This window comes from Kribbella sp. NPDC020701 (genome assembly GCF_055562215.1).
Genome location: NZ_JBVHFT010000027.1, coordinates 20,446 through 34,859, shown reverse-complemented (window position 1 = coordinate 34,859; position 14,414 = coordinate 20,446). Strand labels below are relative to the sequence as shown.

Here is a 14,414-nt window from a genome sequence, read left to right as displayed (position 1 = left end):
TGTCTACTCGTGCCTTTGCCAGCGTGGCATTCGGGCCGGCCCCCGGCATCTCCGCAATTGCGACGGACCGGCCGGCCGGCGACGGCGAGCAACCGTCGAGGTGCACCGGCCCGGCCGGCCCGCCAGTCTCGTCCTCGAGCTGCGAAACGACCGGGAAGCTTCGCGAACGACGGAGATTCAGATGGCAGACACGGCCAAGATCAACATCAGCGCGTGGCTGACGGATCCGCGCCTACTGAGCACCGCGACAGACGCGGACGTGGCCGAGTCAGCGGCCGCGGAGTTCAACGCCGCACACCCCGAGTACCAGGTCGAGATCAGTACCCACGATTTTCGTACCCTGCCCGAAGAGGTGGCCCGGGCCGCGGAACGCGGCGAAGCGCCCGACATCGCGGAGTACCACTTCGACTCCACCCGGGCCGCCATGGACACCCTGGGGCCGGACGGGAAGTCCCTGTACGTGCCCATCGACCGGGCCGTGGCAGGGCGAACGGAGATCCTCGGTGTGCCCGTTGTGGTCGACGACATGGTGCCTGTGGTCCGCGACTACTTTCGTCATGCCGGCGAACTGATGGCGATGCCGCGCAGCGCCTCCGCGCCTGTGCTCTTCGCCAACATGAGCATCCTCGACCGGGCGGGCGTGGCAGAGCCGCCGCGCACCTGGCGCGAGGTCACGACAGCCTGCCAGGCGATTGCGGAGCTGCCGGACGGTCCGCGGCACGGCATCACCTGGCCGAACTTTCCCTGGTTCTTCCAGGAGGCGGTCGCACACCAGGGCGGGCTGTTCGCGGACCACGACAACGGACACTCCAGCCGTGCCGAGACAGTGGATCTGGCCTCGGGCGAGATGATGGCCTTCGTCAACTGGTGGCGGAGCCTCCACCAGGACGGTCATTTCCTGTACACGGGAAAGGTCGACGTCTTCGAAGGTTGCTTCACCGCCTTCGAGAACCAGGACGTGGCGTTCCTCCTCAGCTCCTCGGTCGACGCCTCGCACCTGCCAGAAGTCGGTGAGAGCAACGGGTTCACCGTCAAAGTCGGCCCGATGCCGTACAACGACGAGGTCCCGTTCGCCGGTTGCATGATGGGCGGAAACACCTGCTGGCTGGCCGCGGGTCTCAGCCCGGCCAAGCAGGACGGCGCACTGGCGTTCCTGCAGTATCTGAGCAGCCCTCGCATCGCCGCGGAGTTGGCCAGGCGTCACTTCCGCGTGCCGGTCACCAGGGCGGCGATCGAGGTTCTCGACGCGGACGGCTGGTACCGCAAGCATCCTGATCATCGGGTAGCCACCACTCTGCTCGACTCGACCCTCGGCTCACCTGCGGTGCTCGGCCCCCTGCTGGGTGGCGACGCGGACATCATGGCCGAGCTCACCGGCGCGATGCACGACGTCCTGATCGCCGGTGCTGAGCCGGCCGCCAGGTTCGAGCTGGCGACCGTGCGGGCCCAGCAGATCCTGAGCGCCTACAACTCGTACTGCGTGGGACCTCCCCGCCGCACGCCTCGCCCCCGTGACTTCGCCATCCCTGGCCTGATCTGACCGCCAGGCAAGCAACCGCAGAGGTGCGACCCGTCAGCGACCTGGCCACCCTGACGGTGACAGGTACCACGGCTTCCCGTCGCCAGAGGAGCGGAACTGATGCAGCATGAACAGCTGGAGTCCGAAATCATCAGCGCAGAGACCAACCGCGAAGGCCGGACGGCCGATCACGCCCAGGCGCTGGCTCCGCACGAGCGGCCACAGGGCGATACCGAGAACACCATCGCGGCCGTGGTCGCCGACGTGCTCAGTGTTCCCGCCGTACCCCGCACGGCTTCGTTGTTCGACCTCGGGCTCGACTCGCTGTCGGTGACGGTCGCCTGTGCGCGCCTGGAGCAGGCGACGGGCACGCAGATTCGGTTCTCTCAGCTCTTCCGGACGCCGACGATCGAACTGCTGGCAGCCTGGGTGGACACGGCTCGCGGGAACGTGAACGGCAACCACGGCAGCACTGCCGCCAGGCGCTCGACAGCCGAACTCGTGGCGATCACTCCCGTGCAGGCGCAGAACGTCCAGGCAGGTACCGCCGTCAGGGTCGCTTGGTGGTTCGACGGGACTCTTGACGAGGTGGCTCTCGAACGAGCGGCCAACGACATCCACCGCCGTCATCAGGCCCTGCATGCCAAGTACCTCGACGGGGCGGACCTCGGACTGGCCGAAGTGCCGGCTGAGCCCGACGATGTGCGGTTTCACCTGCTCGGGCAAGAGGCGGACGACTTCGCCGCCGGTGATGTGTTCTGGCGAACTCTGCGCAAGCCGTTCCAGCTCGCCGAGGGCGAGGTCTGGCGGTGCGCGCTCGTGCGCAGCGGACAGTCGGGGCGCACCTTGTTCGGACTGGCTGCGGACCACACAGCGTTCGACGGTCGCTCGTGGGACATCCTGACGGCAGAGCTACCGGTGGCCTACGCCGCACGAGTGGCCGGGACGGCGCCACAGTGGCCAAGCCGGACCGCCTCGCTGGCAGAGATGGCGGCCGACTTCAGGCACCAACTCGCTTCGGCCGACACCGAAGCACAGCGGAAGTACTGGCAGGGCGAGCTCGGTGACCTTCCGGCCTGCCGACTTCCACGGCGCCCCGGCGCACCGGAGATCCGGCTCACCGGCACGACCGTGTGGTCGCCGCCGGGACCCGCGACGGAGCGGCCGGTGTTCCTTTCGAACGCTCAACTGGAGAGCTGGGAGGCCTACGCCCGGGTCAACGGGATGGCGACCTCGGTCTGCGTCGCGGCCGCGTACGTCGCGGCGATCATCCGCGCGGGCGCGCCGCAGGACTTCGGGCTGGAGGTCTCGCTCGCCAACCTGGCGGGCGAGACGATCGACGCGACCATCACCAACCGGGTGGCCGACGTCGTACTCCGCCCGAACGGCCCGTCACGGTCGGGCAACCTCATCGCGCGGATGCGGGACACGTACCACAACGCGCTGGCGGAACGTGATCTTCTGATCGACCCGAGAGAGCTGGGCAAGCTTCACTCCGGACGCGAGGGCGGCGGCATTCCGCTCCACAAGATGGCATCCATGCTCTACAACTCGATCCCTGCCCTCACTCTCGGAGGCCGAGCGGGGACGAGCACCCACCAGGGCGGCGGCGAACTGCGGATCCCGTTCGCTGTCACGCTCCAGGTACTGCCGGTGCCGGAAGGTCTCGACATGGCGCTGAGCCTGCGCACCGACATGCACGAGGAGGCCCTGATCGACGAGATCCGGCAGCACTTCCTGGACATCATCGACAACGGTCCCGAACGGCTCGAGCAGGAGGACGTGAGTGACCCCATCGGCCTCTAGCGCCCAAGGGTTCGCTCATCGACAGATCCTGCGGATCGGCGATGCGGACCCGCACGCGCCGGCCTTGTGGTCGACGGCCGGCGCGTGGAGCTATGGCGAGATGACCGACGCCATCCGGAAGACCGCCAAGGAGCTCACCGGCCACGGAGTCGGGCCGGAGCAGGTGGTGGCGATCCGGGCGGAAAGATCGCCCTCGACCATCATCGCGATGCTGGCAACACTCGAGGCGGGCGGCGCGTATCTGCCGATCGATCCAAGTACACCGCCGGACGTGCTGGCCGAACTGGCCGGCCGGCTGGGCGCGGTCGCAACCGTCAGCGGTGCGGGCGGGATCGACCTCACCGTCCACGTCGCCGACTCTGGGCGGCCGGACAGCCGGCAAGCCCGGCAGCTCGAGCCGGCGAACCTCGCCTACCTGATCCTGACGTCGGGCTCGACCGGCTCACCGAAAGCCGTCGGCATCGAGCATCGCAACCTGTGGCACGCCACGATCGCACGGGACCGGTACCAGAAGCCGCCCGCCAGGTTCCGGATCCTGCTGACGATGTCACCATCGTTCGACGGGTCCGTGTACTCCATCTACTGGACCTTGATGCACGGCGGAGAGTTGGTCATTCCATCGGCGGACGAACTCCTGGACCCGTTTGCGCTGGGTCAGCTGATGACCGACCGGCCGGTCGACCATCTGAGTTGCGTTCCGTCGTTCTACAGCCTCCTCGTCGACACCATGCCTTCGGAGGCGATGCAGTCGGTCGGCCAGGTGGCCCTCGGCGGTGACGTGCTGACGAGCGAGCTGGTGTCACGGCATCGGCGAGCCGTACCGCGAGCGCGATTGGTCAACGAGTACGGGCCGAGCGAATGTACGTTGTGGTGCACCCGCTACGAAGTACCCGCCACGACAGACGATCCGGTGCCCATCGGCCGGCCGATACCGGGTTCGACTGTTCAGATCGGCGCCGGGCACGGTCCCGCGGAGCCCGGCACGATCGGCGAGCTGTATATCGGCGGAAAGGGCGTCGGCCGAGGATATGTCGGCAATCCGCGGGAGACCGCGCTGAGATTCCTTCCGGACCGGTACGGCGATCCGGGCGCGCGAATCTATCGGTCCGGAGACCTGGTGTCGCGTTCGGACCAGGATCAGCTGGTGTATCACGGACGTGTCGACGACGAAGTGAAGATTCGCGGCCACCGAGTCAACCCGGGCACGATCGAGGCCGCGTTCCGCCGGTTGAGCGATGTTCGGGACGCCGCGGTCGTGAAGGAGGGCGACGGGGAATCCGCCTACCTGCTGGCATTTGTCGTCCACTCGGATCGCAACTCGCCGCAGGACGACATCCTGGAGCGCCTATCCGAAATGCTGCCGGGATATCTGGTTCCGCAACGAGTGATCAGCGTTGACCGGATACCGCGGAACGACCGCGGCAAGGTCGAACGACCACGCGGTCGCGAGACTGTCGCGCAGGTCATCATGGACATCGTCCGGCAGGCTGTCGGTCGAGAGCCGGCCGGTCCGGACAGCGACCTGTTCCAGGAGGGGCTCACCTCACTGCATATCGCCCGGGTGGTCGCGGGGCTCGGGCATCACTATGACGTCAGGCTCAAAGGGTCGGAGATCTTCGAGGTTCCGACCGTCAACGGAATAGCCGCCGTGATAGCCCGGGCCGCGGACGGGTCCGAGATCTTCGAGGTAGTGGTGAACGCTGAGGAGCAGTACTCCATCTGGCCGTCCCCCACGGAACCTCCCGCAGGCTGGCGCAAGGAGGGCACGTCAGGCAGTCAACAGTCCTGCCTCGCGCACATAGAAGAGATCTGGACGGACATGCGACCGCTGTCGGTCCGAACGTGAGCCGGCTGACCGAGCCCCGCGGCACCGGCTACGGGGTGAACTGCTTCCAGTGGCCCTCGGAGATGACCTCGACGTTTCCGTCGTTCACCTTGATGGCGGTCTCCGCATCCGTGGCGTACGCCGGCAACGGCATGGCAGCGGCCCATTTCTCCGCGTGGGCCATGGTGTTGGTCTCCATCCCCGGGAAGTCCAGATGCGGGAACATCGCGAAGTCGACGAGTCCCAGCGTCTCGTCGCTACCGTCCGGCTCGTTCCAGCGGACGAAATCGGCGCCGATGCGCGGCGTCATCACCATGCTGCCGGCGCTGAGCCCCACGTAGACGGCGTGCAGCGACGGCAAGAGGTCCGCAAGCCCGGACTTGCGCATCCAATGGCACAAGTACATCGGGTCGCCGCCGAGCACCAACAGGGCGTCGGCCTCCTCGACCAACGGCTTCCAGATCTCTTCGTCGACGGTGGGCAATGCGGTGAGCTCCAGCATTCCCACGGACTTCCAGCCGAGATCGGTCAACGGGCACAGAGGTTGCCGGCCGCTGATCAGCTTCCACGAATGCTCGGAACCGCCGCGCTGCGCGTGCATCGCGGTGGGAATGCACAACGCGCTGGACTCGGCGATCGGCTTGCCCAGGAGATCGACCAACGCGTCCTCGATACTCGCGTTCTTGACACCCGAGTCTGTCAGAAGAAGCTTCATCATTGACCTTCCTCGATCAGTGTTCGACCCGCGCGCGCGAGCCCGTGCCCAGGCACATTACCAGCGTCTTCGCGGACGCTGAGTGAACTCTTTGCGGGCCGCAATCCAAGAGATGTGCGCGGGCGCCGGAACTGGCACGGTGCTACAGAAATCGACGCATAGATTGGAGGCGCCGTGCCGCGATTGAATCCCCTTCACGCGATCAAGTCCCTGGTCCCGGAGCCCGGCCCGAGGCGCCCGTATTCACTGGCGACGCTGATCAACACGTTCGGGAACGGGCTGCTCCTGGTAAGCCTGCCGTTGTATTTCACCCGGGTGGTGGATCTGTCGGCCGCGCAGGTAGGACTCGGTCTTACCATCGCGGCGGCGATCACCCTGACGACGAGCCTCCCGATCGGTCAACTGGCCGACAGACGCGGCCCGCTCAAGGTAGCCAAAGGCATGCTGCTGCTGCAGTGCGCCGCGACGATCGCCTTCCTCTTCATCAACGACTTCTTCACCTTCCTGGCCGCGGTCATCGTGAACACGCTGACAGCGAGAGCGATCTCGGCGGCCGAAGGAGCGCTGCTGCGACGGCTGGGCACCGGTGAAGAAGCTGCCGGCTACCGCTCTTCGCTGCACGCACTCACCAACGTGGGCCTGTCGCTCGGCGTCGCCAGCTGCGGCATCGCGATCCAGCTCGACACCGCGACGGCGTACCGGGCGCTGATCATCGTCGATGCGCTGACTTTCCTCGCCGCCTGGGCGGTTCTGCGTCGCCTGCCACAGTACGAACCACTGCCTGTGCCGGCCGCCGAGCCGCGCTGGGGCGTGCTGCGGGACAAGCCGTTCGCGGCGTTCGCGCTCCTGATGGCCGCCTCGAGCCTGCAGTTCAGCGTGATCACCCTGCTGCTTCCGCTGTGGGTCATCCAGTACACCAGCGCCCCACGCTGGTGCATCCCGCTGGCCCTTGTGTTCAACACCGTTCTGGTGGTCTTCTTCCAGGTCCGCGTCGGCAGCGGTGTCAAGACGCTTATCCAGGGCGGACACGCGTGGCTGCGAGCCTGCGTGGCCTTCCTGTTCAGCTGCGTCGTGATGAGCCTGGCCACCGGAGTGCCTGCCTGGATCGCGCTGATCGTGCTGGTCGTTGCCGTCTGCCTGCACACCATCGGCGAAATGTGGCACATGGCCGCCATTTTCGCCCTCCACCTGGGCTTGCCCCCGGCTCACGCCCAAGGACAGTACGACGGCTTCCTCGGAACCATCGCCGGTGTCGGCGCCGCCGCGGCTCCGGCGCTACTCCTCGGACCGGTCCTGAGCTTCGGCCGGCCGGGCCTGCTCGGACTAGGCGCGTTCTTCGTCCTGACGGGTCTGCTGATGCCACCCGTGGCGCGGTGGGGCCAGCGCACCAGGCCGGCTTCCCCGGACAGCTCCGACGTCGAGCCCACCGCCGTACCGGACTGATCGACCCAATCAAGTTTCCGCTACAGCACAACGGGCGCCTGATCAGGCGCCCGTTGTGCTGTAGCGGGAAACTCGCCGCCGTGAGTCGGCTCAGTCGCGGGGGCAGTTCTGATAGACCGCCAGCTGCCACCGGCATTCGCGCAGGACGAGGATCCAGGATGCCCTGATGGCGTTCTCGGCGGACAACTCGGTCGCGCCGGCGGCCAGCACGCCCCCTGTCGTCAGCAACGCGACAGCGCCGTCGGTCAGCGGCTTGAGATCGATCGGCGATCCGGTGACGGTCGTCCCCCGATAAGGCCCGGCGTAGGCGACCGCCATGAACTCGCGGATGTCGTCGCGGCCCTTCTGGTACACGCCGGGAAGGATCAGGGTCCCGTCCTGCGTGAACAGCTCGGCGAAGGCGTCGGCGTCGTGGGCGGCCCAGGCGGCGACCATCCGGGCGGGTACGGCGGCGATCGCTGCCTGCTCCGCATCGGAAAGTGCCGGCGCCGCGGCCGCGGGCGTATTCGTGGGCATGCTTGTCTCGCTTTCGTCGAAACGGGATGGACCGCTACCGCGTCACTGCCGGGTAGCGGAGAGGAGGACGGGCAACTCGCTGCGACCGTTCATGATGAAGGTCTGCTGTGGCTTGAGCTCCTCCACCGCGACAGCGAGGGCAAGGTCGGGGAAGCGCCCGAACAGCGCGGGCACCGCCGTCTGCGTTTCCAGCAGGGCGAGCCGCATCCCGAGGCAGACGTACATGCCGTGCCCGAAGGCCAGATTCTTCTTGTCCGGCCGGGAGAGATCGAAGGAGCCGGCGTTCGGTCCGTGAACGGCGGGATCGCGGCCCATCGCGGCGAAGTTCACCAGGACCGGATCTCCGGCCGGTATTTTCACGTCGCCGAGCTGGACGTCTTCGACGCCGAAACGAAACGGCATCTGCGCCACCGGCGCGTCCATCCGGAGCGTCTCCTCGATGGCGTCCTGCCACGATGCCTGGCCCGCGTCGATCAATTGCCGCTGGTCCGGATTGGCGAGCAGCGCGAGGACCGCGTTGGTCACCAGGTTCGTCACCGGCTCGGTACCGGTGCCGAGCAGCAGCAACAACGTGCCGATCAACTCGACGTCGTCCAGCCCCGGACCGTCTTCGCCTTCCTGCGCGCCGATCAGGTCGGAGGTCAGGTCGTCCACCGGCGTACGGCGCTTGGCCTCGACCAGTTCGGCCATCTCCCGCAGGACCTCGGCCTCACTCGCCGCGATCTCCTCCTCGGTCATGGTCGTGTCAATCTGCACCTCACCGCCCCGCAGAATGGTCTGCCGGGCCTCGGCCGGTACGCCGATCAGCTCGAACATCACCTCGGCCGCGAGTGGATGCGCGTACCTGGACTTCAGATCCACGATCGCACCGGGCGGGCTGTCGGCCAGGTCGTTCAGGAGACGGGCGACAGATGTCTCGACAGTCGCCCGCATCGCCTCGACCCGTCGCGGGGTGAACGCCTTGGCCACCAGCCGGCGCAGGCGGGTATGAGCGCTCCCGTACGCCGTCGCCATGTTCTCCATCACCGCCCAGCTGATCAGCGGGAACCGTGGATCGATCTCGCCGTTGACGAAGGCGGTCCAGTGCCGGCGCCCGTCCTTGGAGAACCGGGGATCGGCCAGTGCCTGCCGCCCGGCTTCGTAGCCGGTGACCGACCACGCCTGGACGCCCTGAGGGAGCTCGACCCGGCCGACCGGCCCGTGCTCCCGAATCCGCTCGGCCTCGCCGTGGATATCCGCACCGGTCATGTCGATGACGACCGAAGAGCTGTCCTCCATGGCACCTTCTTTCATGAGTCAGTGGGGCGGACCGGGGCGGCGCGTCAGCGAGCGGGCGAAGGTCCGGATGTCGTCGACCAGTAGGCCGGGCTGTTCCAGGGCCGGGAAGTGGCCGCCGCGGTCGAACTCCGTCCAGTGCGTGAGAGTCGGCAGGATCTGCTCGGCGAAGCGGCGTACCGGTCGTACCGCGTCCTGGGGGAAGGAGGCGACTCCCACTGGCATCTTCAGCGGCCACGGCCCTGCCCAGGTCCGCACGAAGTCGGCGTCCAGGTGACTGGACTCGTAGTACAGCTGGGCGCTCGATCCGGCGGTCGCCGTCAACCAGTAGATCGAGACCGCGGTCAGGATGTGGTCGCGGCTGACGGCGTCCTCGGGAACCTTCGCGGAGTCGGTCCATTCCTTGTACTTCTCCACGATCCAGGCCAGTTGGCCGACCGGCGAGTCGGTCAGCGCGTAGGCCAGCGTCTGCGGACGGGTCGACTGGATCCGCTGCCATCCGGTGCCGTCCTGCATGAAGTAGCCGGTGAACTCCAGCCTGGCCAGGTCGGCCTCGTCGAGGCCTGCCATCGCCGCCGGGTCGGGCGGAGGGAAGGTCACGCACATGTTGAGATGCACGCCCGCGACGTGGTCGGGGTCGGCCAGGCCGAGTCGCAGCGAGATCGGCATTCCCCAGTCGCCGCCCTGGACGGCGTACCGGTCGTAGCCGAGGCGACGCATGAGTTCCATCCAGGCCTTGGCGACCCGGCCGGTGTCCCAGCCCACCTCGCCGGTGGGGCCGGAGAACGCGTACCCGGGGATCGACGGGATAACCAGGTGGAACGCGTCGCCGGCATCGCCACCGTGGCCGGCGGGATCGGTCAGCGGCCCGATGACGTCGAGGAACTCCGCGACGGTGCCTGGCCAGCCGTGCGTCAGGACGAGCGGCATCGCGCCGGGCTCGGGTGACCGCACGTGCAGGAAGTGCACGTTCGCGCCGTCGATGTCGGTGACGTACTGCGGATACTCGTTCAGGCGCGCTTCGGCCGCCCGCCAGTCGTATCCGGTGCGCCAGTACTCGGCCAGCTCCTTCAGGTACCCCAGCGGCACCCCACGGTCCCAGCCGGCACCCGGCATCTCGTCCGGCCAGCGAACACCTGCCAGCCTGCGCTCGAGATCATCCAGTTCGGACTGCGGAACCTCAACACGGAACGGACGCATCGCACACCTTCCACTAGTCGCGAGCCGCTTGGAGCGATACGGCGGCCGGTGCCTGGCCCGACCGGCGGCCGGTTCGCCAGAACGTTCGGAAAATCCTGCCGGGCCGGAGCAGCGCCGTCGGCTCGTCGATGAGACCGGCGACTCTCATGAACGCGTTGGTGAGACTCGGGTCGTGGACCGCCGCGTGCTGGAGCCTTGCCACGTAGGCATTGATCATCCGGACCTTGGCGGTCCGGTTGCCCTCCACGCCCGCGTAGCCGAGGTCCGCGATCGCCGCGAAGTCCCAGGGCGAGTCGACCTCGCGGGCGATCGCGGCGAAGAACTCGCGGGCCGGCGGCACCGGTGTCCGTGCGAGTTGCTCGGCCAGGATGCGGGACTCGATGGCGGCGACGGCCATGCCCTGCGCGTACACGGGGTTGAAGCTGCAGACCGCGTCCCCGATCACCAGCAGGGCTTCGGGAAACCTGGTCAGCAGTTCGTAGCGTCGGCGGACGCTGGCCGGGAAGCGGTACGTCACCGCGTCGTCGATCGGCTCTGCCTTGCGCACCGACTCGTAGATCTCCGGCACCGGCAACGACCGGACGAACTCGAGGAACCCGTCCGGGTCGGTCGGCGGATGGTCGCCGAGTACGCCGGTGAGCGACAACTCGACCTGGCCGTCGTCGCCGGGAACCCGGTAGTAGAAGGCGCCTCGCGGATGCGAGGGGGTCGCCGCCGCGATGATGGCGATATCGCTGCCGAACGGATCGCGAGGCACCCGGTAGTGGCGTGTGGTGTAGGCGAGGTCGACCTTCACCAGGTCCTCGGCCGGCCGCCGGTAGCCGAGCTCGTCGAGCCAGACCGGTGTCCGTGATCCCCTGCCGGTGGCGTCGATCACCAGGTCGGCACACAGGATCTCGGGGTCCGAACCGGGGTCGCGGCTCTGCACCCGCACACCGGTGACCCGGGTCGCGTCGGGCGTCGTCTCCAGCCCGACGATGTCGTACCGCTCGAGGAAACGCACCTTGCTGACCTGCTCCACGCGGCCGCGCACGATCCGCTCGATGACAGGTCTGGTACAGGGCACCGAGAGCAGCCCCGTCCTGGCCGGCCGCAACTGCAGTCCGTTGAAGTACCAGCGAATGTCGGCGCTGAAGTCTCCCGGCCGGATGCCGGCCGCCGTCAACTCGGTCAGCAGACCGGGAAAGCGCTTCTCCAGGATTTGCTGGCCGCGGGCAACCAAACCGTGGGCATGCCGGCCGTGCGGCACGCCGCGCCGCGGGCCTGTCACTCCGGCCAGCTCGTCACGGTCCACCACCAGGACCTCGGAGTACGTCTCGGCGAGCACGTCGGCGGCGAGCAGGCCGGCCAGGCTGCCGCCCAGGACAACGGCGCGGCGAACGGTCTCTTCAGGCATCGCGACCTCTTCCTTGTGTGCGGGCCAGACCCAGAGTCAGAGCCAGCATGGGCGAGGCCGGTGGAGCGGACATCTTTCGCCGTGCTGCGCAAGCCGCCACGCACACCCGGTCACCGGGACGGCACGATCCGAGAAGGAACCTGCCGGTGGCCCGCCAAGGATGGTCCTAGTGCACATCGAGTGGGTGAGGAGCGGCATGACGCATTCCGATGGCGAACAGATCCTCCGGCGGCTCAGCCCCGGCGAGGCCGATCCGATTCTGGTGGCCGACTTCCAGGCGATGTCGATGACGCCACGCCTGAGCGAGATGCTCAGCGAACGTCTTCACGCCAGGGCCGTGTTCCAGATCGACCCGATCGGGGCGCTCTCCGCGGACCGCCTGTACGCACCTCTGCGTGAGCTGGCCGGCGCCTGCGCCGGCGAGTTCTCGAGCGCCGGCGCGGATTGTGGCCGGGTGCTGGTGATAGGGCATTGCAGCGCTTCACCGCTGGCCCTGCACATCGCGGACCTGCTGGCGCCGGCCCGCGCGGTGAGCGCCGTACTGGTGAACCCGACGTGGCCGGACGACGACCATCTGACCGAGAAGTTCACCGAGTTCCTGACTAGGTTCGGCCCGGCGACACGCCAGGTGCCGGACCTGGAGGCGGACCCGTGCCAGGTCGTCTCGGCGATGGAACAGGTCTTCCGGGACGAGGTCACTGCGCTAGCTGCGAGCAAGGGGCTCAGCAGCTCAGCAGGCGTCTTCTCCGACCTGGTCGTCTGGTACCGCGCCTGGCTGGCCTTCCTGCTGGCCGGCCGGAACGACTCGGCGACCGAGCGGACCGCCGCCCAGGCCGCTGTCACGGTGTTGTCCGACTCCCCGGCAACCGTCACAGTGCCCGGCTTGAGCGCGTTTCCGATCCAGGAGATACCGCCACAGCCGGTCGGCACCGTCACGCCCGAACTGGCCGATCTCGTCGCCAAGCATATCGCGCTGTGCTAGCCGGCGGGACTCGAGCGCGCCTCGACCGCGCCTTCAGCTGAACCCCATCACCTCTCGAGTTCACCAGTGCACAGTTTTGCCGATCACGTCCGTCCACGTGATCGTTCCGCCTACGGGAGGCCATCGTGAACAGTGCAATCGAGCGTGCCATCGCACGAATGTGGGAAGACTACAGCGAGCCGTTGTCGCTCAACGAGATCGCGAAGAGCGCCATTCTCAGCCGGTTTCATTTCTCCAGGGTCTTTCGCGAGGCGACCTGGGTTTCGCCGGGACGCTATCTCTCGGCGGTGCGGATCTACCAGGCCAAACGTTTGCTCGCCACCACGAACCTGAGCGTCACGGAGATCTCGCTGGCGGTCGGCTACAACAGTCTGGGCTCGTTCACCAATCACTTCACCGACAGCGTGGGCGCGTCGCCCAGCCGATTCCGCCGCATGTGGATGGAAGGTATGCGCGAAACATCTCAGGCTGAGACCCCGGCGCCGGCCGAGAGCGGCACCGTCACCGGAACCGTCACCCTGCCGGACCGGTACGCCGCTGCCCGCGTCTACGTCGGCGCGTTCGAGACGCCGATCATCCAGCGCCGGCCCGTGTCGTGGACGTTTGTCGATGCGGCAGCCGACGAAACGGCGCGCTACTGGCTGCCTGATGTCGCCCCCGGGCCGTGGTACATCAGGGCTGTCGCCACGGCGGACAGCGCCGACCCTGAGCCGTGGACCCGGCGCTCCCTCCTCCTGAACGGCGTCAACCCGGTGACTGTGACCGGCAAGTCGACCCACATCGTCGGCATCGCCTTGCGGCCCAAGCGCGAGACCGACCTGCCTGTCCTCTACGCACTGCCCGCTCTGGAACCCCGGCGCCGGCACGATCCGGCGCCGTACGCGCCGAGCCTGACCGCAGGACAGGTGCCTTGGCGCCGTTAGCGGCGACGCGAGGTCTATCGCTTGGGGAACTGGCCGGGTCGGCGCCCGGGCCCGGCCGGCCCGCGATAGGCCTGAGCGATGTCCAGCCAGCGGTCGGCCTTCTCGCCCTGCGCGGTCAGCGCCAGGTCGTCGCGGTGCCGGCGGCGGCTGACCAGTAGCGCGAAGTCGGCGGCCGGCCCGGTCACCCGCTGGGTCGCGTCGGGCGGCCCGAACTCCCAGACCACGCCCGAAGGCCCGGTCAGCTCGACGCGGAACTCCTCGTCCGGCGCCGTCAACCCGTGCGCTTGATAGCCGAAATCGCGGGTCCTGACACCGAACCAGGCCAGGTGGCCGATCCGGTCGGTCAGCTCGCGGGTGACTCCGATCGCGTCGGCGATGTCCTGGCCGTGGCCGAACAACTCCATCATTCCGGCCGCGGCCAGGACCGACGGCGGCAGCGGCGTGACCAGCCAGGGAACGGTCGACGGCGGCTCGATGGCCGCGAGGGCCTTGGCCGCGGTGTTGCGCTCATCGCGCCACTTGTCCACCAACTCATCGGTGGGCAGCCTCAGGTACGGCATCAGAGCAGCCTCGACCGCGCCCTGGAAGTCATGCTTGGCCTTGGCTGTGACGACGGCGAACGCCTCCGGATCACCGGCCGACAGGGCTGCCAGGTGGGCGACAAAGGCCAGGTGGGCGATCTGGTGCTTGACCGTCCAGCCCGGGGCCGGGGTCGCCAGGGACCACTGGTCCTGACTGAGACCGGTCACCAACTCCTCGATATCGTTGCCGTCAGCAATCAGATCCTCGTACACACTCGTGGTGTCCGACATGG

Annotated in this window: 12 protein-coding genes; 6 read left to right on the top strand and 6 right to left on the bottom strand. The window is 67.9% G+C overall.

Annotated features, from left to right (window positions below):
* Positions 1-181 precede the first annotated feature (181 nt).
* The 3 genes from ACZ3HV_RS40700 (at position 182) to ACZ3HV_RS40690 (ending at position 5,171) form a co-directional block, all read left to right on the top strand.
* On the top strand, positions 182-1,540 hold the full coding sequence (locus ACZ3HV_RS40700; protein WP_465692838.1) for an extracellular solute-binding protein: 1,359 nt from the start codon (positions 182-184) through the stop codon (positions 1,538-1,540).
* Between the two features lie 99 nt (positions 1,541-1,639).
* Positions 1,640-3,325, top strand: coding sequence for a condensation domain-containing protein (locus tag ACZ3HV_RS40695; RefSeq protein ID WP_465692837.1), 1,686 nt, complete (start codon positions 1,640-1,642; stop codon positions 3,323-3,325).
* Entirely contained in the window at positions 3,306-5,171 is a 1,866-nt protein-coding gene (locus tag ACZ3HV_RS40690; protein ID WP_465692835.1) for an amino acid adenylation domain-containing protein, read from the top strand. The genes ACZ3HV_RS40695 and ACZ3HV_RS40690 overlap by 20 nt, the downstream gene beginning before the upstream one ends.
* Positions 5,172-5,199: 28 nt before the next feature.
* Here ACZ3HV_RS40690 and ACZ3HV_RS40685 read toward each other — a convergent pair whose 3' ends face one another.
* The gene (locus ACZ3HV_RS40685) at positions 5,200-5,865 is read right to left on the bottom strand and encodes a Type 1 glutamine amidotransferase-like domain-containing protein (RefSeq protein ID WP_465692902.1); all 666 of its coding nucleotides are present in this window, start codon (positions 5,863-5,865) and stop codon (positions 5,200-5,202) included.
* Between the two features lie 174 nt (positions 5,866-6,039).
* On the opposite strand from ACZ3HV_RS40685, the gene ACZ3HV_RS40680 reads away from it, so the two are divergent.
* On the top strand, positions 6,040-7,308 hold the full coding sequence (locus ACZ3HV_RS40680) for an MFS transporter (RefSeq protein ID WP_465692833.1): 1,269 nt from the start codon (positions 6,040-6,042) through the stop codon (positions 7,306-7,308).
* A gap of 90 nt (positions 7,309-7,398) precedes the next feature.
* On the opposite strand, the gene ACZ3HV_RS40675 is transcribed toward ACZ3HV_RS40680, so the two are convergent.
* From ACZ3HV_RS40675 to ACZ3HV_RS40660, 4 genes are read right to left on the bottom strand one after another with little or no spacing between them, the layout of a single operon-like run.
* Entirely contained in the window at positions 7,399-7,824 is a 426-nt protein-coding gene (locus ACZ3HV_RS40675) for an SgcJ/EcaC family oxidoreductase (RefSeq protein WP_465692831.1), read from the bottom strand.
* A 42-nt stretch (positions 7,825-7,866) separates the two neighbouring features.
* Positions 7,867-9,102: a cytochrome P450 family protein gene (locus tag ACZ3HV_RS40670; protein ID WP_465692829.1), complete on the bottom strand. Its 1,236-nt coding sequence runs from the start codon at positions 9,100-9,102 to the stop codon at positions 7,867-7,869.
* An 18-nt stretch (positions 9,103-9,120) separates the two neighbouring features.
* Positions 9,121-10,299 (bottom strand): epoxide hydrolase family protein, encoded by a 1,179-nt coding sequence (locus ACZ3HV_RS40665; RefSeq protein WP_465692828.1) that lies wholly within the window; start codon positions 10,297-10,299, stop codon positions 9,121-9,123.
* A 13-nt stretch (positions 10,300-10,312) separates the two neighbouring features.
* Positions 10,313-11,695, bottom strand: coding sequence for an NAD(P)/FAD-dependent oxidoreductase (locus ACZ3HV_RS40660; RefSeq protein ID WP_465692826.1), 1,383 nt, complete (start codon positions 11,693-11,695; stop codon positions 10,313-10,315).
* A gap of 196 nt (positions 11,696-11,891) precedes the next feature.
* On the opposite strand from ACZ3HV_RS40660, the gene ACZ3HV_RS40655 reads away from it, so the two are divergent.
* On the top strand, positions 11,892-12,677 hold the full coding sequence (locus tag ACZ3HV_RS40655; RefSeq protein WP_465692825.1) for a hypothetical protein: 786 nt from the start codon (positions 11,892-11,894) through the stop codon (positions 12,675-12,677).
* Between the two features lie 125 nt (positions 12,678-12,802).
* Complete coding sequence (locus ACZ3HV_RS40650; protein WP_465692824.1) at positions 12,803-13,600, top strand: helix-turn-helix domain-containing protein; 798 nt, start codon at positions 12,803-12,805, stop codon at positions 13,598-13,600.
* A 14-nt stretch (positions 13,601-13,614) separates the two neighbouring features.
* On the opposite strand, the gene ACZ3HV_RS40645 is transcribed toward ACZ3HV_RS40650, so the two are convergent.
* Positions 13,615-14,412 (bottom strand): TIGR03084 family metal-binding protein, encoded by a 798-nt coding sequence (locus ACZ3HV_RS40645; RefSeq protein ID WP_465692822.1) that lies wholly within the window; start codon positions 14,410-14,412, stop codon positions 13,615-13,617.
* Positions 14,413-14,414: the final 2 nt, after the last annotated feature.